General features: G+C 72.1%; 25 protein-coding genes. 19 read left to right on the plus strand and 6 right to left on the minus strand.

Annotated elements, in window-relative coordinates; all coding sequences use genetic code 11:
* Positions 1-37 precede the first annotated feature (37 nt).
* Positions 38-463, plus strand: coding sequence for a PPOX class F420-dependent oxidoreductase (locus ODJ79_RS30700; RefSeq protein WP_263027106.1), 426 nt, complete (start codon positions 38-40; stop codon positions 461-463).
* A 23-nt stretch (positions 464-486) separates the two neighbouring features.
* On the opposite strand, the gene ODJ79_RS30705 is transcribed toward ODJ79_RS30700, so the two are convergent.
* The gene (locus ODJ79_RS30705; protein ID WP_263027107.1) at positions 487-1,305 is read right to left on the minus strand and encodes a PhzF family phenazine biosynthesis protein; all 819 of its coding nucleotides are present in this window, start codon (positions 1,303-1,305) and stop codon (positions 487-489) included.
* Between the two features lie 164 nt (positions 1,306-1,469).
* On the opposite strand from ODJ79_RS30705, the gene ODJ79_RS30710 reads away from it, so the two are divergent.
* From ODJ79_RS30710 to ODJ79_RS30760, 11 genes are all read left to right on the plus strand, one after another.
* The gene (locus ODJ79_RS30710; protein ID WP_263027108.1) at positions 1,470-2,894 is read left to right on the plus strand and encodes a magnesium chelatase; all 1,425 of its coding nucleotides are present in this window, start codon (positions 1,470-1,472) and stop codon (positions 2,892-2,894) included.
* 6 nt (positions 2,895-2,900) lie between these two features.
* On the plus strand, positions 2,901-4,859 hold the full coding sequence (locus ODJ79_RS30715; protein ID WP_263027109.1) for a vWA domain-containing protein: 1,959 nt from the start codon (positions 2,901-2,903) through the stop codon (positions 4,857-4,859).
* A gap of 135 nt (positions 4,860-4,994) precedes the next feature.
* Positions 4,995-5,594, plus strand: a complete 600-nt coding sequence (locus tag ODJ79_RS30720; RefSeq protein WP_263027110.1) for a CDP-alcohol phosphatidyltransferase family protein — start codon at positions 4,995-4,997, stop codon at positions 5,592-5,594.
* On the plus strand, positions 5,591-6,490 hold the full coding sequence (locus ODJ79_RS30725; protein WP_263027111.1) for a DUF881 domain-containing protein: 900 nt from the start codon (positions 5,591-5,593) through the stop codon (positions 6,488-6,490). The genes ODJ79_RS30720 and ODJ79_RS30725 overlap by 4 nt, the downstream gene beginning before the upstream one ends.
* Positions 6,487-6,819, plus strand: coding sequence for a small basic family protein (locus ODJ79_RS30730; RefSeq protein WP_263027112.1), 333 nt, complete (start codon positions 6,487-6,489; stop codon positions 6,817-6,819). The genes ODJ79_RS30725 and ODJ79_RS30730 overlap by 4 nt, the downstream gene beginning before the upstream one ends.
* Positions 6,820-6,998: 179 nt before the next feature.
* A complete protein-coding gene (locus ODJ79_RS30735) occupies positions 6,999-7,883 on the plus strand; it encodes a DUF881 domain-containing protein (RefSeq protein ID WP_411267387.1) in 885 nt (294 codons plus the stop codon).
* Between the two features lie 33 nt (positions 7,884-7,916).
* Positions 7,917-8,297: a glycine cleavage system protein GcvH gene (gcvH, locus tag ODJ79_RS30740; RefSeq protein ID WP_263027113.1), complete on the plus strand. Its 381-nt coding sequence runs from the start codon at positions 7,917-7,919 to the stop codon at positions 8,295-8,297.
* A gap of 205 nt (positions 8,298-8,502) precedes the next feature.
* Positions 8,503-8,946, plus strand: a complete 444-nt coding sequence (locus ODJ79_RS30745; protein ID WP_020514443.1) for an FHA domain-containing protein — start codon at positions 8,503-8,505, stop codon at positions 8,944-8,946.
* A gap of 74 nt (positions 8,947-9,020) precedes the next feature.
* A complete protein-coding gene (locus ODJ79_RS30750; protein ID WP_263027184.1) occupies positions 9,021-9,695 on the plus strand; it encodes a MerR family transcriptional regulator in 675 nt (224 codons plus the stop codon).
* Positions 9,696-9,792: 97 nt separating this feature from the next.
* The gene (locus ODJ79_RS30755; protein WP_263027114.1) at positions 9,793-10,257 is read left to right on the plus strand and encodes a bifunctional nuclease family protein; all 465 of its coding nucleotides are present in this window, start codon (positions 9,793-9,795) and stop codon (positions 10,255-10,257) included.
* 116 nt (positions 10,258-10,373) lie between these two features.
* The gene (locus tag ODJ79_RS30760) at positions 10,374-10,922 is read left to right on the plus strand and encodes a MerR family transcriptional regulator (RefSeq protein ID WP_263027115.1); all 549 of its coding nucleotides are present in this window, start codon (positions 10,374-10,376) and stop codon (positions 10,920-10,922) included.
* Positions 10,923-10,927: 5 nt separating this feature from the next.
* Here the strand turns inward: ODJ79_RS30760 and ODJ79_RS30765 are convergent, their stop codons facing one another.
* A complete protein-coding gene (locus ODJ79_RS30765; protein WP_263027116.1) occupies positions 10,928-11,563 on the minus strand; it encodes a class I SAM-dependent methyltransferase in 636 nt (211 codons plus the stop codon).
* A 92-nt stretch (positions 11,564-11,655) separates the two neighbouring features.
* Positions 11,656-12,918, minus strand: coding sequence for a citrate synthase (locus ODJ79_RS30770; protein WP_263027117.1), 1,263 nt, complete (start codon positions 12,916-12,918; stop codon positions 11,656-11,658).
* A 67-nt stretch (positions 12,919-12,985) separates the two neighbouring features.
* Here ODJ79_RS30770 and ODJ79_RS30775 point away from each other — a divergent pair, with 67 nt between their 5' ends.
* From ODJ79_RS30775 to ODJ79_RS30805, 7 genes are all read left to right on the plus strand, one after another.
* Positions 12,986-14,095 carry a citrate synthase 2 gene (locus tag ODJ79_RS30775; RefSeq protein ID WP_263027118.1) on the plus strand — a complete coding sequence of 370 codons (1,110 nt, stop codon included), beginning with the start codon at positions 12,986-12,988 and terminating at the stop codon, positions 14,093-14,095.
* Between the two features lie 44 nt (positions 14,096-14,139).
* Complete coding sequence (locus ODJ79_RS30780) at positions 14,140-14,574, plus strand: SRPBCC family protein (RefSeq protein WP_263027119.1); 435 nt, start codon at positions 14,140-14,142, stop codon at positions 14,572-14,574.
* Positions 14,571-14,990, plus strand: a complete 420-nt coding sequence (locus ODJ79_RS30785; protein WP_263027120.1) for an EVE domain-containing protein — start codon at positions 14,571-14,573, stop codon at positions 14,988-14,990. Before ODJ79_RS30780 ends, ODJ79_RS30785 begins: the two co-directional genes overlap by 4 nt.
* Positions 14,987-15,433 (plus strand): MarR family winged helix-turn-helix transcriptional regulator, encoded by a 447-nt coding sequence (locus ODJ79_RS30790; protein ID WP_263027121.1) that lies wholly within the window; start codon positions 14,987-14,989, stop codon positions 15,431-15,433. Before ODJ79_RS30785 ends, ODJ79_RS30790 begins: the two co-directional genes overlap by 4 nt.
* A gap of 140 nt (positions 15,434-15,573) precedes the next feature.
* Entirely contained in the window at positions 15,574-15,747 is a 174-nt protein-coding gene (locus ODJ79_RS30795; protein ID WP_263027122.1) for a hypothetical protein, read from the plus strand.
* Positions 15,748-15,771: 24 nt separating this feature from the next.
* Positions 15,772-16,341, plus strand: a complete 570-nt coding sequence (locus tag ODJ79_RS30800; protein WP_263027123.1) for a hypothetical protein — start codon at positions 15,772-15,774, stop codon at positions 16,339-16,341.
* A gap of 91 nt (positions 16,342-16,432) precedes the next feature.
* Positions 16,433-17,029, plus strand: a complete 597-nt coding sequence (locus tag ODJ79_RS30805) for a class I SAM-dependent methyltransferase (RefSeq protein WP_263027124.1) — start codon at positions 16,433-16,435, stop codon at positions 17,027-17,029.
* Here the strand turns inward: ODJ79_RS30805 and ODJ79_RS30810 are convergent.
* The 3 genes from ODJ79_RS30810 to ODJ79_RS30820 are packed head-to-tail and all read right to left on the minus strand — an operon-like array spanning position 17,026 to position 18,630.
* Positions 17,026-17,316, minus strand: coding sequence for a YiaA/YiaB family inner membrane protein (locus tag ODJ79_RS30810; RefSeq protein WP_263027125.1), 291 nt, complete (start codon positions 17,314-17,316; stop codon positions 17,026-17,028). The genes ODJ79_RS30805 and ODJ79_RS30810 overlap by 4 nt on opposite strands.
* Before the next feature lie 49 nt (positions 17,317-17,365).
* Complete coding sequence (locus ODJ79_RS30815) at positions 17,366-17,746, minus strand: hypothetical protein (RefSeq protein ID WP_263027126.1); 381 nt, start codon at positions 17,744-17,746, stop codon at positions 17,366-17,368.
* A gap of 50 nt (positions 17,747-17,796) precedes the next feature.
* On the minus strand, positions 17,797-18,630 hold the full coding sequence (locus ODJ79_RS30820; protein WP_263027127.1) for an alpha/beta hydrolase: 834 nt from the start codon (positions 18,628-18,630) through the stop codon (positions 17,797-17,799).
* Positions 18,631-18,750: the final 120 nt, after the last annotated feature.

An 18,750-nucleotide genomic window follows, 5' to 3' on the forward strand; every position in this document is an offset into this window, starting at 1 on the left:
CCGTCCTGCTCGGGCCGCGGATCGCTACCATCGCGCCATGCGTCGCATGTCCATCGATGAGTTGCGCACCTTCCTCACCGCCGGCACCCGCACCGCGAAGATCGCTACGGTGTCGGCCGACGGCCACCCGCACGTCGTACCGGTGTGGTTCGTGCTGGACGGCGACGACCTGGTCATCACCACCGCGAGCGGCAGCGCGAAGGCCCGCCATCTGGCCGCCGACCCGCGGGTGTCGATCGCCGTCGACGACGAGCGGGCGCCGTTCGCGTTCGTCCACCTGCGCGCCACCGCGACGCTGCATCCGAGGCCGGCCGATCTGCTGGTCTGGACCACCCGGGTGGCCCGGCGCTACGCGGGCGACGACGCGGCGGACGAGCTGGGCCGCCGCTACGCCGAGTTCGACGATCTGATCATCCGGGTGCCGATCGCCGGCGCGGTCGGCTATGCCGAGGTCGTCGGCTGATCTTCCAGAGGCGCGAGAAAGAGTCAGACCTCGATCGGGACGGCTCGGCCGCTCACCCGGACGCCCGCTTCGCCCGGGATCAGCCGGACCGTGAGGCGGCTGGGCCGGCCCAGGTCGTCGCCCTGGCGCAGGTGCAGGGTGGCGTCGTCGGGGACGAGGCGCAGCTCGCGCAGGTAGCCGCCGAACGCCGCGGCGGCCGCGCCGGTGGCCGGGTCCTCGTAGACGCCGCCGACCGGGAACGGGTCGCGGACGTCGAACGTGTCGCCGGTGGCCCGGAAGACCAGCTGCACCGTGGTCCAGCCGCGCGACTGCATCAGCGCCTTCAGGGCGGGCACGTCGTAGTCCAGGCCGGCGAGCCGGCGGCGGCTCTGCACGGCCAGGATCGGGTGGTACGCGCCGGCGTAGGCGACCCTCGGCGGCAGCGTCTCGTCCAGCTCGGCGGCGGTCCAGCGCAGGGCGGACAGCAGCGCGGTCAGGTCGGCGCCGGGCAGCTCGCCGACGACCGGGTCGACGCTGGTCAGGGTGGCGACCCGGTCGTCGCCGACGCTGACCGGGACCTCGCCGGCATTGGTGCGGAAGACGTGCTCACCGGGGCCCAGGGCCACCGCGGTGGCGATCGTGGCGTGGCCGCAGAACGGGACCTCGGCCAGCGGGCTGAAGTAGCGCACCCGGTAGCGGTCGCCGGCCCTGGACAGCACGAACGCGGTCTCCGAGTAGCCCACCTCGGCCGCGATCTCCTGCATCCGCCGGTCGTCGAGGGCGGCCGCGTCCAGCACCACGCCGGCCGGGTTGCCGCCCTTCGGGTCGTCGCTGAAGGCCGCCAAGCGCAGAATCTCCGTCATTCCGCCAGCCTGCACCCGGCGCCGCGCGGCTGACAGGGGCAATCCGCGGCAAGTGGCCTGCGCGTACCGGGATTCCGTATTCCCGAAATCCATGCCGTTACGGTCACACTTCCTTCTCGAACACGATCACACCCTGGTCACAGGGGCGGAGTAGCTTTCTTCCCGTGACAGACGCACCGATCGCGATCACGCCCACGCCGCCTGCCGATCTCCCGCGCACCGTCGGTGAGCTGCGCGCCTCCGGCCACGAGTTCCGCACGGTCAAGGAGGAGCTGCGCGACAACCTGCTCGATCGGCTGCGCAGCGGCGCGCCGCGGTTCCCGGGCATCGTGGGGTATGACGACACCGTCCTGCCCGAAGTGGAGCGGGCGCTGCTCGCCGGGCACGACATGGTGCTGCTGGGCGAGCGCGGTCAGGGCAAGACGCGGCTGATCCGGGGGCTGGTCGGGCTGCTCGACGAGTGGACTCCGATGATCAGCGGCTCCGAGCTGCACGAGCATCCCTACCTGCCGCTGACGCCGGCGTCGCGCCGGCTGGCGGCCGAGACCGGTGACCTGCTGCCGATCTCGTGGCGGCACCGGTCCGAGCGGTACGGGGAGAAGCTGGCCACGCCCGACACCAGCGTGGGCGACCTGATCGGCGACGTGGATCCGATCAAGGTGGCGCAGGGGCGGGCGCTCGGCGACCCCGAGACGATCCACTTCGGCCTGGTGCCGCGGACCAACCGGGGCATCTTCGCGGTCAACGAGCTGCCCGACCTGGCCGAGCGCATTCAGGTGTCGCTGCTCAACGTGCTGGAGGAGCGCGACATCCAGGTCCGCGGCTACCAGCTGCGGTTGCCGCTCGACCTGCTGCTGGTCGTGTCGGCCAACCCGGAGGACTACACGAACCGGGGCCGGATCATCACGCCGCTCAAGGACCGGTTCGGCGCCGAGATCCGCACCCACTACCCGGTCGATCTCGAGCTGGAGACCGCGCTGGTCCGGCAGGAGGCGGCGCTGGTCGCCACGGTGCCCGACCACCTGATCGACGTGATCGCGCGCTACACCCGAGCGGTCCGCGAGTCGCCGGCGGTGGACGCCCGGTCGGGCATCTCGGCCCGGTTCGCGATCGCCGCCGCCGAGACCGTCGCCGCCTCGGCGCTGCGCCGGGCCGGGCTGCGCGGCGAGCGGGAGGCGGTGGCCCGGGTCGGCGACACGATCTCGGTGACCTCCACGCTGCGCGGCAAGGTCGAGTTCGAGAGCGGCGAGGAGGGGCGCGAGACCGAGGTTCTCGCCCACCTGCTGCGGGTCGCCACGGCCGAGACGTTCCGCGACCGGCTCGCCGGCCTCGACCTGTCCGGCTTCACCGACCTGGTCGCCGAGGGCGCGATCATCGAGACCGGCGAGCTGGTCTCGGCCGAGGAGCTGCTCGGGCAGATCGGCACCGTGCCGGGACTGGCCAAGGTGCTCGACCGGCTCGGGCTGGGCGACGCGCCGTCGCCGGGGCAGGCCGCATCGGCGGTCGAGTTCGTGCTCGAGGGGCTGCACCTGACCCGCCGGCTGGCCAAGGAGCTGACCGGCGACGGACGCACGCTGTACGGGAGCTGAGGGAGCATGTCGGGCAACCGGTTCCGATACGGGGCCTGGCGGGACGGGCCGGACCCGCTCGCGCCGCCCTACGACGTGCGCGCGGCGGTGGACGAGGTGGGCGAGCGCGTCCTGGCCGGCGACTCGCTCCGGGACGTGCTGCGTGACCTGCTGCGGCGCGGGCCGCGGGAGGGGCGCGGGCTGGACGAGATGCGAGCCCGGGCGCGCCGGCTGCGGCGGGAGGCGCTGCGCCGGGGCAACCTCGACGGCGCGGTCACCCGGGCGCAGCAGCTGCTGGACCAGGCCGTGGCGACCGAGCGGGACGAGCTGCGGGGGCGGGATGACCCCGATGCCCGGTTCGCGGAGGCCGTCCTCGACAATCTGCCCAGGTCCACCTCGCGGGCGGTGGAGGAGCTGGCGAGCTACGACTGGGCGTCCGACGAGGCGCGGGGGCTGTATCAGCAGATCCTCGACGGCCTGCGGCGGGAAGTTGTCGAGCAGCGCTTCGCCGGGATGAAACAGGCCCTGGAAAACGGTGACTTTTCTGGAGTGTCGGAAATGGTCGCCGACCTCAACCAGCTCCTGCAGAAGCACGCCCGGGGCGAGGACACCGACGACGCGTTCCAGCGGTTCATGGCCAAGCACGGCCAGTTCTTCCCGGAGAACCCGCAGAACATCGAGGAGCTGATCGACTCCCTGGCCCGGCGCGCCGCGGCGGCCGAGCGGCTGATGCGGTCGCTCACCCCGCAGCAGCAGGAGGAGCTGTCCCGGCTGATGGACCAGGCGCTCGGCGACGGCCCGCTGCGCGGCCGGCTCGGCGAGCTCACCGACAACCTGCGCGCCCTGCGCCCGCAGCTCAACTGGGGACGCGGCGAGCGGATGCGCGGGCCCGACGACCTCGGCTACGGCGACGCCGCCGCCGCGCTCGGCGAGATCGGCGAGCTGGACGAGCTGCTCGACCAGCTGGGCCAGGAACACCCGGGCGCGACGCTCGACGACATCGACGTGGAGATGGTGGAGCGGCAGCTCGGCCGGTCCGCCGCCGACGACGTGCGCCGCCTGCGCGACCTGGAGCGCGAGCTGTCCCGGCAGGGCTGGGTGACCCGCGACGAGGAAGGCCTGACGCTGTCGCCCAAGGCGCTGCGCCGGCTCGGCCGCACCGCCCTCGCGCAGGTCTTCGACGAGCTGAAGAGCAAACGCCAGGGTCAGCACGACCTGCGGGACGCGGGCGCGGCCGGCGACCTGATCGGCTCGTCCCGGCGCTGGGAGTTCGGCGACGAGCAGCCCCTGGACGTGGTGCGGACCATCGGCAACGCGGTCCGGCGCCGGGCCGGCGGTGGTGTGGAGACCCTCCCGGTACGGCTCGAGCCCGAGGACTTCGAGGTCGCCGAGACCGAGCGGCGCGCCTCGGCCGCGGTGGCGCTCTGCGTCGACCTGTCCTACTCCATGTACGCCGATGGCCGCTGGGGCCCGATGAAACAGACCGCGCTCGCCCTGTCGCATCTGGTCGCCACCCAGTTCCCGCAGGATTCGCTGCAGATCATCGGATTCGGCAAGCACGCCTCGGCGCTGTCGCAGGGGCAGCTCGCCGCGATCGAACCGACCGCCGAGAAGGGCACCAACCTGCAGCACGCCCTCAACCTGGCGGGCCGGCACCTGCGCCGGCACCCGGGCGCCGAGCCGGTCGTCATGATCGTGACCGACGGCGAGCCGACCGCGCACCTCGAGGACGGCGAGGCGTTCTTCTGGTGGCCGCCGACCGCCGAGACGATCCGGGCCACCGTTCGCGAGGTCGACCACCTCACCCGGTACGGCGCCACGCTGAACTTCTTCATGCTCGGCGAGGACCCCGGGCTGCAGCGGTTCGTCGGCGCGGTCGCCGAGCGCAACGGCGGGCGCGTCTTCCGTCCGGACGCCGATGAGCTGGGCAGATACGTCGTCGACGACTACGTTCGAGCCCGCCGGGGCCGTCGCCGACAGTCCTAGGACGGCGCACACGGTGTGCGTCGGGCGACTGGTCACCGGAACGAACCTCGGAGCTGGCTATAGTTGCTCGGCGAGTGACCGGTCACGCCTGGCCGGGGGGACCGGGCCGCCGCCGGAGGGGGAGAGGAAGTCGCGATGTCGCAGCAGCCTGCGCCGTCCGTCGTCGCCTCCGACCGGATCTGGACGATTCCGAACGTCATCAGCTTCGTCCGGCTGCTCGGCGTGCCGCTCTTCCTCTACCTGCTGCTCGGGCCGGAGAAGGACGTGGCCGCGGTGATCGTGCTGGCGGTCGGCGGCACCACCGACTGGGTGGACGGCTTCGTCGCCCGCCGGATGAACTCGGTGAGCCGCCTCGGCGAGCTGCTCGACCCGTTCGCCGACCGGCTCTACATCCTGGCCACGCTGATCGGGTTCACCCTGCGCGGCGTGGTGCCGTGGTGGCTGACCGGCGCCCTGCTGCTGCGTGAGCTGGTCCTCGGCATCGCCCTGCTGGTGCTGCGCCGGCACGGCTACGGTCCGCCGCCGGTGCACTACGTCGGCAAGACCGGCACGTTCGTGCTGCTCGCCGCGTTCCCGGTGATCCTGCTGGCCCAGGCGGTCGACTCGGCGTCGTCCTGGCTCACCCCGATCGGCTGGGGCCTGGCCTGGTGGGCGCTCGGCCTGTACTGGGCCGCGGCCGCCCTCTACCTGATGCAGACCCGCCGCCTGTTGAGAGCGGAAGCCCGAGCCGGATGACGGACGAGCAACCCAAGCGGGTCTTCGCCCCGGACTTCCTCACGGAGCTGTTCCGCAATCCGCTCGACCCCGGCTACGCCGACGCGGCCGCCCGCAAGGCCGTCGAGGGCGGCCCGACCGGCCCGAAACGCTGGGTGAGCAGCGGGATCTCGCTGGTCACCCTGGTCGCGCTGGGCTTTCTGTTCGTGGTGGCGTACCAGCAGACGATCGCCGACGAGCCGGGCCGCACCAAGGCCCGCGCCGCCCTGCTGCAGCAGGTGCAGAGCCGCCGCGACCTGACCACCCAGCTGCAGGACCAGGCCGACAAGCTCGGCGACGAGGTGTCCCGGCTGCGGGAGCGGGAGCTCGGCGGGGCCGCGGTCGCCCAGCTGCGCGACATGGAGGCGGCGACCGGGCTGGCCCCGGTCAAGGGCGACGGTGCCAAGATCAAGATCGGCGACGGCCCGACCCCGATCAACCCGGTGACCGGCGAGCGCAACACGGTGGCCCGGGTCAAGGACACCGACCTGCAGCTGGCCACGAACGCGCTCTGGTCGCTCGGCGCCGAGGCGATCACGATCAACGGGCAGCGGCTGACCGCGACCTCGACGATCCGGCAGGCCGGCGAGGCGATCCTGGTCGACTTCCAGCCGGTCACCACGCCGTACGAGGTGATCGCGATCGGGCCGCAGGACATGGCCGAGAAGTTCCGCGACGGCTACGCGGGCACCTTCTTCAAGGAGCTGTCGACCAAGTACGGCATGTCGTTCGACGCCACCGGCGTGCGCAACGTGACACTGCCGGCCGCCACGGAGCTGAAGCTCCGGGTGGCCGAGCCGATCCCGACCCCCTCGGCCAGCGCCTCGACCAGCGGCTCTGGCTCGGTAAGCAGCTCTCCCTCGGAAGGCGGCCGATGATCGCCGTACTCGCCCTCGCCGCCGGCATCGTGCTGGGCATCGTGTTCCACCCGACCGTGCCGGCCGGTCTCCAGCCGTACCTGCCGATCGCCGTCATCGCGGCCCTCGACGCGGTGTTCGGCGGCGTCCGAGCGAAGCTCGACGGAATCTTCGACGACAAGCAGTTCGTCGTCTCGTTCATCTCGAACGTCCTGGTCGCCGCCTTGATCGTCTACCTCGGCGACCAGCTCGGCGTCGGCAGCCAGCTCTCCACCGGCGTCGTGGTGGTCCTCGGCGTGCGGATCTTCGGCAACGTCGCGGCGATCCGCCGCCACCTCTTCCGGGCGTGACCGTGACCGACCGAGACCTCCCCACCGCCGGCCGCCGGCCGCCGTTGCCGGACGAAGAACCGATTTCCGGTACGCCCGGAGCCGGGCAGTATGTGCGGCCCGCGCCCGGCGCCGCCCTGACCCCCGAGCCGGCGCCCCCGCCGCCCGCCGCCGACGACCTCGACGGGCCCACGCAGCCCCTGGACCGGCCCTCGGCTGACGACGATCTTGACGGACCCACCCGGCCCCTCGACCGGCCGCCGGCCGCTGACGACGATCTTGACGGGCCTACCCGGCCTCTCGACCGGCCGCCCGGCTCGCCTGAACGGGTGACTTCGGCGAGGGAGGCTTCCGGCGTACCGGCAAACGCGGAGGAACCACCCACCAAGCCGGCGCCGTGGCGACGGCTCTCCTCGGCCGGCGCGCTGATCTGCGTGCTGCTCGCGCTCTTCGGCTTCACCCTGGTCGTGCAGCTGCGCAGCAACGACGGCGACCAGGGCCTGGCCACCGCCCGCCAGGAGGACCTGGTGCGGATCCTCAGCGACCTGGAGGCCCGCGACAGCCGCCTGCAGAGCGAGATCACCGCCTTGGAGACCAGCCAGCGGCAGCTCACCTCGGGTGTGGCCGGCCGGCAGGCGGCACTGGCCGAGGCCGAGAAGCGCGCCGACGAGCTGGGCCTGCTCGCGGGCACCCTGCCGGGCCGCGGGCCGGGCCTGGTGATCACGTTGGACAAGGTCAAGTCGCCCGCGGTGCTCAACGCCGTGCAGGAGCTGCGCGGGGCCGGCGGCGAGGTCATGCAGATCGCCGGCGCCAACGGTCAGACCGTCCGGATCGTCGCGTCCAGCTATTTCGTGGACGCGGACGGTGGCGGCATCATCTGCGACGACGCCCGGCTCACCGGCCCTTACCTGCTCACCGTGATCGGCGCGCCGCAGACGATGCAGACCGCTCTGCAGATCCCCGGTGGGGTGGTCGCGTCGGTGAACAGCGGCGGCGGTAGCGTGACGATGGAACAACGCGCCGAGGTCGAGGTGACCGCGGTGCACCAGGCGACGGCATTGCAGTACGCCAAGCCGGCTTCGTGAGAAAACCGGTTACGCGACAACGGGAGAGATTGCGTGATTCCTGAGGACCTGCGGTACACGGCGGAACACGAGTGGGTGTCCGGTGACGGCAGCGGGCCCGTGCGCGTGGGCATCACCCACTACGCGCAGGATGCGCTCGGCGACATCGTCTTCGTGCAACTGCCCGAGGAGGGCACGAAGGTGTCGGCGGGCGACTCGCTCGGCGAGATCGAGTCGACCAAGAGCGTCTCGGAGATCTACGCGCCGATCTCCGGCACGGTGGTCGCCACGAACGCCTCGCTCGCCGACGAGCCCGAGCTGATCAACGCGGAGCCCTATGCGGCCGGCTGGCTCGTCGAGATCGCGGCGGACGATGCGTCGGCCATCGGGGACCTTCTCGACGCGTCGGGATATCAGGCATTGACCGAGAGCTGAATGCCATCCGACCGCCCCGCCCGCCGCCCCTGAGCGGACTGAAGGCTGGGCCCGAACCCGCGCGTCCGGTTGCCCCGCGTTATTGGCCCTGACTAGGGTGGCGGGGCAACGCGGAAACGCCTTTTGCTGATAACCGAAATGTGAAAACCGATAGTCGTGCGTCCGGGCCGCCTGGCGACGACCAACTGATCCGTGAGGTGGTCCGATGACGCGCCCAGACGACGAGTTCCCCCCACTCGACGTCACGTCCACGCTGAACCTCGGTGCGCTCGATGAGGTGCTGGAGGGTCCCGACACCGACGTGGTGCCGAGCCGCATGTCCGGCTCGCTTCCGCCCGGGATGGCGCTGCTGGTTGTGCGCCGCGGTCCGAACGCGGGGGCTCGCTTCCTGCTCGACCACGACGTCACCACCAGCGGGCGGCACCCCGACAGCGACATCTTCCTCGACGACGTGACGGTGTCCCGCCGGCACGCCGAGTTCCACCGCGACGGTGGCACCTTCACCGTGCGCGACGTCGGCTCGCTCAACGGCACGTACGTGAACCGGGAGCGGGTCGAGGCGGCGACCCTGAGCAACGGGGACGAGGTGCAGATCGGCAAGTTCCGCCTGGTGTTCATCGCCGGCCCCCGGCCGGAGGGCGAGGCCTGAGCGTGAACCAGTCGGGGGCTGCCGCACGCGACGACCCGGGGCATCGCCCCGCGGCCGGCCGCGAGGCCGCGCTGATGAGCATCGGGGAGGTGCTGGCCCATCTGCGCACCGAGTTCCCCGACACCACCATCTCCAAGCTGCGGTTCCTGGAGGCGGAAGGGCTGGTCGACCCCCAGCGCACCGCCTCCGGGTACCGCAAGTACTCGTGGAACGACGTCGCGCGCCTGCGGTTCGTCCTGACCGCGCAGCGCGACCAGTACCTCCCGCTACGGGTGATCCGCGAGCAGCTGGACAGTTTCGACGCGGCGCCGGTCACGCCGGTGCGGCCGTCGCTGGTCGCGGTCGGCGACGGCACCGAGAAGGCCGCCGATCCGGCCGACACTCGCGTCCCGCGGGAAGATGTGATCGAACGCACCGGGGTCTCCGCGGAGCTGCTCGACGAGCTCGAGCAGTTCGGATTGATCACCGCGAGGCCCCCGGGCTGGTACGACGGGGACGCCGTGATCATCGTCGAGGCGGTGGTCGGGCTCGCCCGGTACGGTCTCGAGGTCCGGCACCTGCGGGCGTTCCGCGCGGCCGCCGACCGGGAGGTCGGCCTGTTCACGCAGTTGCTGGCGCCGCTGGTGCGGCAGAGCGACCCGGCGGCGCGGGCCCGCGCCAACGAGACGGCGCGTGAACTGCAGGCGCTTTCGCAGAAGTTGCACGCCGCGCTGGTCCGGGCCGGATTGCGCGGAGAGCTCGGCCGCTGACCGGATCGGCGCTCGTGGGATCCGGACGTGAGGCGTGTACCGTGCAGGTTAAGGGGGGCCGTGCGAAGCGGCATGGACAACGACACGGAGGCGTGCGGTGCGCGAGCTGAGCGTGGTCGGGGTTCGGGTGGAGCTGCCGAGCAACCAGCCGATCGTCCTGCTGCGGGAGGTCGACGGTGATCGGTATCTGCCGATCTGGATCGGCGCCGTGGAGGCAACGGCGATCGCGTACGAGCAGCAGGGTGTGAAACCCGCCCGTCCGCTCACCCACGACCTGTTGCGGGACATCCTGGCCGCGGTGCAGGCGCCGCTGCGGGCCGTCGAGATCACCGAGCTCAAGGACAACGTCTTCTACGCCGACCTGCTGATCGGCGAGGACCTGCGGGTCTCGGCCCGGCCCAGCGACTCGATCGCCCTGGCCCTGCGGGTGGGCGCGCCGATCCGCTGCGCCGACCAGGTGCTCACCGAGGCCGGCATCGTCATTCCGGACGAGCAGGAGGACGAGGTCGAGAAGTTCCGCGAGTTCCTCGACCACGTCCGCCCCGAAGATTTCGCGGGCTAGCCAGTCTTCCTCCATACGCGGCGTGTCGCCCGGTTACCTCACTGTCTCCGGGCTCGCTGAGATATACGCTCGTGAGGTCCAAGTAAAGCGGCACCGCGCAGCGGGGAGGTAGTCGCGTGCACGAGCAGCCGTTAGAGGGCCCACTCGTCGGCGAGGACGGTTCGGTCGGTTACCGCGGGGTGACCGCCTGCCAGGCGGTCGGGATCAGCTACCGCCAGCTCGACTACTGGGCACGCACGACGCTGGTCGTCCCGAGCATCCGGGACGCGTCCGGCTCCGGCACCCAACGGCTGTATTCGTTCCGCGACCTGGTCGTTCTCAAGGTCGTGAAGAGGCTGCTCGACGCGGGGGTCTCCCTGCAGAACATCCGCCGGGCGATCGAGACGCTGCGCTCGCGCGGCGTGGAAGATCTGGCCGGCATCACGCTGATCTCGGACGGCACGACGGTCTACGAGTGCCGCTCCCCGGAGGAGGTCGTCGACCTCCTGCAGGGCGGCCAGGGCGTGTTCGGCATCGCGATCGGCGGCGCCTTCAAGGAGATCCAGGGTTCGCTGTCGCACCTGCCCGCCGAGCCCGCGGCCGGTCCGCAGCCGGTGGGGGAGGCCGCTTCGCCGGCCGAGGGTGACGAGCTTGCCGCCCGGCGGGCGCGCCGCCGGGCCGGCTGACTCGCCTACGCCTTCCGGCGAAGTTTCACGGTGCTGTCGGTACGGGTGTGGTTCTCCCCGTCCGGGCCCTGCTGCTCGCGCGGGTGAACCTCGGCCTTCAGGGTCTCCCAGTCGTCGCCGAGAGCCAGCGCGGCGACGACCTCGTCGGGCGTCGGGAAGTGCGGCTGCTGCTGGCCGTGGCCCTCGTGGCCCTCGTGGTGGCCCTGGTGCCGGAACGGGCCGTGATCCATGTGGCCCTCGATCAGCAGAATGCCGCCCGGCGCCACCGCGTCGGCCGCCCGGCGCAGGATCTTCTCCCGGCCGAATTCCTCCCAGAAGTGCAGGAACTGAGCCGAGACCAGGTCGAACTCGCCGGCCGGGAAGGTCTCCTCCAGGTCGTGCCGCTGCCAGTCGACGGTCACGCCGGCCTCGTCGGCGTGCTCGGCGGCGCGCTGAAGGGCGACGCCGGAGATGTCGGCCGCGGTCACCCGCCAGCCCTGCCGGGCCAGCCAGACGGCGTCGGCGCCCTCGCCGCAGCCCAGATCCAGGGCGCGGCCCGGGGCGAGGCCGGCGATCTCGGCCACCAGGGCCACGTTCGGGTTGCCGCTCCAGATGCGGTGGCTTTCCTGGTAGCGGGCGTCCCACGCTTGTTCGTCACTCATTCGCCCAGCATGCGGCACCCTCGCCGGAGCGCCGAGTTTCCTTGCCGAAATGGCAAAGTGTGGCGCTTACCATTGCCGATCGGGCGCGGTGCTCACGCGGACGGCGTGCGGCCGGCGTACTGCCCGACCGGGCGGAAGCGACTGGGGCGGTCGGCGTACTCCTCCAGGGCGTGCGCCAGCCAGCCGGCCGTGCGTGCCACGGCGAAGACGGCCTCGCCGGCGTCGGCGGGCATGCCGTGATGCAGGGCGAGGGCGGCCAGGGCGAGATCGATGTTGGGGTGGGTGCCGGAGCGCTCCCGGACCGCTTGCGCCAGGCGGACCGCCATGTCCCGGGCCGGGCCGTCGTCGAGCAGGTCCAGCAGCGTCGCGGCGCGCGGGTCGCCGTCCGGGTAGAGGCCGTGCCCGAAGCCGGGGAGGTGACCGTCGGTGCGCAGGCGGGCGGCGATGGTGGCGACCGGGTCGCGGTTCTGGATCGCGTCGTTCAGCAGGGCGTACGCGAGGCCGCTCGCCGCGCCGTGGAACGGGCCGTCCAGGGCGGCGAGGCCGGCGCCGACCACGGCGTAGGGGTGGGCGCGGGTCGAGGCGGCGACCCGCGCGGCGAGCGTGGAGGCGGCGATGTCGTGATCGGCCAGCAGGATGAGCGCGGCATCCAGCACGCGGCAGTCCGTGGGGTCCGGCGGGCGGGCGGTGAGCCGGGGCCACAGCGCCTCCGCCAGTCGGCCGCCCCGCCGCCCGGCGCCCGGATCGGCTCGCGGGTCGCCCGACATCCCGGCCGCCGAGGTCGACGGCCCGGCGTGCGGCGCCCCGGCGTGCGTCGTCCCGGCTTGGGGGAGTGCGCTGACCATGGTGGCCAGCATCGTGCGGCCGGTGGCGATGACGGCCGGCGCGCTGGTGTCGAAGCGCAGCGGGTCGGCCGTCGCGGCGGCCGCGACGATCACGCGTAGCCGGTCGGTGGTGCGGGCATCGGCGGGCAGCGGCCGGACGACCGCCTCGGCGAGGGCGGTGAGCTCCGGGTTCGGCACGAGATCGACGTGGTCGAGGGTGCCCGTCCAGAGCAGCGTGGCCACCGCCTCGAACGTCGACGTGCGGGCCAGGTGGAGCGCGTCCGTGCCCCGGTAGTACAGCCCGCCGTCCCGGATCAGGGTGATGCCGGTCTGGATGCCCGGCGTCGTGGTGCGCCGACGACCGGCGACGAACGCGTCCACGTCCGCCCGGGCGAACAGGCTGCCCTTGCCGTCGGCATTGCGGATGCTGGTGAGCAGGCCACGGCTGACGTACGCGTACACCGTCGTGGGTTTGACGCCCAGTCGGGCGGCGACCTGTTCGGTGGTCAGCAGAGGGGACTCCCGGGGCATGTGCAACCGCTCTCATATTGACTGAATCAATGTTGACGTCAACATGAACAACATACATCGTCGGAGGATGCTGACTGTCAATCCTGGACTGGCCGGTGTCGTAGCGTTCGACACCGAGATCGCCGAGCCCGATCGGGACGGCGGATCGCTGCGGTACCGCGGCGTCGACCTTCGTGACCTGGCGGGGCGGGTGAGCTTCGCCGACGTGTGGGGTCTGCTCGCCGACGGTGACTTCGCGCAGGGCCTGCCGCCCGCCGAGCCGTACCCGATCCCGGTGCATTCCGGCGACACCCGCGTCGACGTGCAGGCCGCGGTGTCGATGCTCGCGCCGCACTGGGGGCTGCGCCCGCTGATCGACATCGACGACGCGCAGGCCCGCGAGGATCTGGCCCGCGTCTCGGTGATGATGCTGTCCTTTGTGGCCCAGTCGGCCCGTGGCCCGCGGATGCCCGCGGTCCCGCAGCGGCTGGTCGATGCCGGCCGCAACGCCACCGAGCGGTTCATGATCCGCTGGCAGGGCGACCCCGACCCGCGTCACGTGGCCGCCATCGACCGCTATTGGGTGTGCGCGGCCGAGCACGGGATGAACGCGTCCACGTTCACCGCCCGCGTGGTGGCCAGCACCGGTGCCGACGTGCCGACCTGCATGTCCGCCGCGGTGGCCGCGCTCTCCGGGCCGCTGCACGGGGGCGCTCCGGCCCGCGCGCTCGGCATGATCGAGGACGTGCAGCGCGGGGCCGAGCCCCGGGCGTACGTGAAAGGGATCCTGGATGCGGGTAAGCGCCTGATGGGCTTCGGTCACGCGATCTATCGCGCCGAGGACCCGCGGGCGACGATCCTGCGCGAGGCGGCCCGCGAGCTGGGCGCGCCGCGGTACGAGGCGGCACTCGAACTGGAGCAGGCGGCGCTGGCCGAACTGCGCGAGCGCAAGCCGGACCGGGTGCTGGAGACCAACGTCGAGTACTGGGCGGCCGTCGTGCTCGACTTCGCGCAGGTGCCGCCGGACATGCTGGCCGGCATGTTCACCTGCGCCCGTACCGCCGGCTGGAGCGCGCACATCCTCGAGCAGAAGCGCCTCGGCAAAATCATCCGCCCCTCCGCCGACTACGTCGGTCAGGCGTCCCGCCCGGCGTCGGAGCTGCCCGGCTGGGAGACCGCCCGCAAGCGATATGCGTGACGAACGCGGTTGACGGCGAGATAGTAAGCGCGCATACTAAATGTATGAAGACGATCGCCACCGCACAGATCACCACCGACGTCCCCGCCGAGGCCTTCTTCGAGCGCTGGGCCGACATGGCCACCTGGCCGCAGTGGAATACCGACACCGCATGGGTACGCCTCGACGGCCCGTTCCGGACCGGGGCGACCGGGCAGCTGAAGCCGAAGGGCGGCCCGGCCACCCGGTTCGTCGTCACGTCGCTCGTCCCGGGGCGCGAGTTCACCGACGTCTCGCTGCTGCTGGGCGCGCGACTGACCTTCCAGCACCTGGTGAGCGTCGACGCGGCGGGCCGCACCACCGTCGCGGTGACGGTGACCATCGCCGGCCCGCTCGCGTTCTTCTGGACCGCGGTGCTCGGCAAGGGCATCGCGACCGGGCTCGGCGCCGACCTCACCCGGCTCGAGGCCGCCGCGCGCGCGGCCGGGGTGCCGGCATGAGCGCCTGGCTCGGCGTGGTCTGCCGCGATCACGTCCGGCGTGGCACCCAACGGGGCATCGCCCAGCTCGGGCACGGCAAGCGGGACGGGCTCGCCCGGCTCGCGGCCGGCGACTGGCTCGTCTGCTACTCACCGCGCACGAGCCTGCGCGGCGGCGAGCCGCTGCAGGCGTTCACCGCGCTCGGCGTGGTCGCCGACGACGAGATCTGGCAGGCCCACGAGGGCGACTTCCATCCGTGGCGGCGCCGGGTCGAGTACCTGCCGGACGCGGTCGAGACGCCGATCCGGAGCCTGCCGCTGGACCTCACCGCCCGGCCCGGGTGGGGTGTCTCGCTGCGTCGTGGCCTCGTACCGCTCACCGACGACGACTTCGCCCGCATTCACGCGGCGATGCACGGACAGCGGGTGCCGGCGTGAGTCTCGCCTCCGGGTACGAGAGCGCCGACGAGAGCCCCGGCCTGCTGCTGTGGCAGGTCACCAACCGGTGGCAGGCCGCGCAGCGGGCCGCGCTGAAACCGTTCGACCTCACTCACGTCCAGTTCGTGCTGCTGGCCACGCTCACCTACCTGCAGGACGCCGGCCCGGTCACCCAGAAGACCCTCGCCGACCTGGCCGCCACCGACCCGATGATGACCTCCCAGGTACTGCGCACCTTGGAGAGCCGCAACCTGGTGCACCGGCCGGCGCATCCGACCGACCGGCGGGCCCGCGCGGTGGCCGTGACCGGGGCCGGCCGCGACCTCGCCAACCGGGCGGTGGTCGCGGTGGAGGCCTGCGACGCCGCGTTCTTCGCCGGCCTCGGCGACGGTCTGCCGGTCTTCACCGCGGGCCTGCTCGCCCTGCGCCGGGCCGCGTCCTGAGCGGACACCCGGTGTGTCGCCTCCCCGGCATGGGGTAACTCGCTCGGGCACATTGTTCTGGCGCGGCGGCCCATGCACGTCCGGGTCCCGCGTGCCCATTCTTGGTTCCGGTCCTGTCGGAGGAGAACCGGAGTTGATCGATGTCCGTTGAGCTGGTCCGCTACGACGGTGACGCGCCGTCCTTCACCGAGACGGTGGCCGATTTCGCGGCCGCCATCCATCCGCTGCTCGGCCTGTCCCGGCTGGTCGCGAAGGTGATGGCGTCCCGGGTGGAGATGCAGCGGCTCAGGACGGTGGCGACCCACGACCGGTAGCGGCACGAGCAGGAGAGGGCCGGGATGCGGCAGCAGGCAACCGCCGCGGACAAGCATTCCCGTCGGATGTACGAGGCGAGGATGGCCGAGTTCGCCGCGGACGAGCGCGCCGACCTGCGCCGGGACCAGGTCGACCTGCTGCGGCTGGAACGCGGCTTCGACGCCTCCCTGTCGGCGATCAAGGTGGAGGGTGCGGTCAGCCGGCACGAGGCCGACCGCCGCTACGCCGCGGAGATCCACCGCATCGACGGCGGGCTTCAGGTCGAGATGGCCCGCCTGGCCGACCAGCGCCGTCGCGACCAGCAGAACTTCGCGGAGGAACGACAGCGGCTGCGGCTGGCCGAGGAGGCGCGCCGGGACATCGGCAAGGCGATCAGCGAGGCGACCCGGATGATGCGCGGCCGCTCCCGGTTCGCCGAGCTCGCCGCACTGACCGTGCCGGCCCTCTCCACCGCGATGGCCGCCGTGGTGATCCGCCGGCAGGAGGGTGCCGTGGCCGTCCTCGAAGCCCTCTGCCAGCCGCGGCCGAACGAGTCCGGACCCCGATCGGGGGCTGGCACCCGGACGTCGTCCGGACGGCACGCCCGCCGATGAGCTTCGCCCCTGCTCACCCACCCGCTCAGGATCTCATCGCCGCCGGGAATCCCGTGGCCCGGCGACCGGGCGTCCGGCAGGATCGGAGGGTGTGGCGGGGCGGGATGGGTTGCACTGGGCGGACTACAACGACCGGCAGGCCGGGCGCTCGGTGCGGGAGCTCTGCGCCGAGCTGATCGGGCTGGCCGGGCCGGGGGCGGGACGCCGGGCGGTCGACCTGGGTTGCGGGGCGGGGATCGAGACGCGGGCGCTGCTGGACGCGGGGTGGCGGGTGCACGCGATCGACTCGGCGCCCGGGACCGCGGAGCGGGTGCTGGCGACGGCCGGGGCCGACGAACGGCTGCGGATCGAGGAACGGGATCTCGCGCTGCCGGACGAACTGCCACCGGCCGACCTGGTCTACTCCGGATACTCGTTGCAGTATCTGCCGCCGGAGAGCTTCGCGCCGGCGTGGCGGCGGATCCGCTCGAGCCTGCGCCCGGGTGGCTGGCTCGCCGTCAATCTGCTCGGCGACCGGGACGAGTGGGCCGGGACGCCGGGGGAGACCTTTCTCGACGAGCCGGCCGTGCGCCGGCTCGCCGAGGGGCTCGAGGTGGTGAAGCTCGTCGAGGAGGACGCCGACGGGCCGGCCTGGAGCGGTACCAAGCACTGGCACGTGTTCCACCTGATCGCCCGGCGGGGAGCTTAGGCCCCGGCGTTGCTGAACGGGTTGTGTTCGCTGATGAGCTTGTCGATGCGGGCCTGGTCGACCCGGCGGACGACGGTGCCGGACTCCTGGGCGTCGCGGACGGTCTTGGCGAGGGTGAAGGCGGAGGTCACCACGTAGAGCAGGCCCAGGCCGAGGAAGGCGCGGACCCAGCCGCCGACCGGCAGGTAGTAGATGCCGATGGCGACGGCCACCAGGGAGACGGCGAACGAGGCGACTGCCTGTGCGTAGAACGCATTGGTGACCTTCGGCTGCGTGTTGATGTCCATGGCGGTCATCCTCGCGGGCGGGGCGTCCGCGGCGAATGAGTGCGAATACTCAAAGACCCTGGTGGTTGAGGTAGAGCACGATCTGGAGGCGGTCGCCGTCGTCGTGCAGCAGGAACGAGGAGGACAGGAGCCTCGGCTCGCCGCCGGCCAGGCTCGGGCACGCCCACTCGGTGCGGGCGAGCAGGTAGTGGTCGTCGAGGCGATCCCAGGTCAGGGCCGTCAGTGCGGCCGGGCCCAGGCCGGCGTCGGCGAACAGCGCCGCCCGGCGGGGGAGGGCCTGCAGGAACAGGTCGCGGGGGACCGGGCGGGCGCCGGTGGCGTCGGCGGAGAGGAACGGGTCGGCGAAGAGGTAGCCGAGGACGTCGAGCTTCAGGTCGCCGCTGGCGTCGCCGAAGACCTCGAAGAATTCCGGTACGCGGAAGTCATGCATGGCGGCAACGCTAGACCGGGGAAGTCCACAGTATACCACAAAATGTCTATTTATTCCAGTGCCGAGCGGGTGAAACCGGGGTCGGCCATTTCGCTGATCCGCTTCGCGACGTGGGCGGCGCCGCCGCCGAGCAGGATCGTGTAATGGTTGACGTCGGGGACCATCTCGGCGCCGACCGCGTGCAGCAGCGCCGGGGGATACATGCCGGTGGGCTCGTCCTGCAGGCCGCGCGGGGCTGCCAGCAGCGGGAACTCGGCGGGCGCGGCGCCGGTGAGCATGTCCCGGGCGTCGGCACGGATGGCGTCGATGTTGCAGGACGACCTGACGCCGGTGTAATCCCGCAAGACATATTCGGAAATATCATGATTCCAGGCCGAGCCGAGCGCCGGGTTTGACCTGAAATACGCCAAGTATTCGTCCGATGTCGCGAATGTCATCGATAGGCGGCGCATCGCGGGCCCGATCGTGGCGAGCAGAGCGGTGTCCACGTCGATGTCCGGTGGCAGGGGCAGCGGCACCCCGCCGTCGATGAGCAGCACCGACGACACCCGGGTCGGATACCGGGCGGCCGTCTCGGTCACCACGAAACCGCCCATCGAGTGCCCGGCCAGAGCCACCTTCGCCGCCCCGAAATGGTCGGCCACCGCGATCAGATCGGCCGCGTGCGCGGCCATCCCGAACGGCCCGGGCAGACCCGCGCTCCGTGCCCGCCCGCGCAGATCGGGAGCAACCAGCCGTACGCGTCCCGCCAGCTCCCGCGCGACCGCGGCCCAGCTGAGCGCATTGGCGGTGATCCCATGGGCCGCGATGACCAGCGGCCCGTCGCCGGGCCAGGCCAGCACCCGCAGCGACCCGCCCCGGACGGCGACGTCGATCTCTTCCACACCAGCAGCCTAGGCACTCCGTGGGCCGGCGCCACATGGGTGCGACCCACATCCGCGGTGCCGGGACCATGTGGGTCAGGTGGAGAGTGGGCCGCGGCATGTGGGTCGGTCACGTCGAGT

Source organism: Actinoplanes sp. KI2, assembly GCF_025630775.1.
In the GTDB taxonomy this organism is placed as follows: Bacteria; Actinomycetota; Actinomycetes; order Mycobacteriales; family Micromonosporaceae; genus Actinoplanes.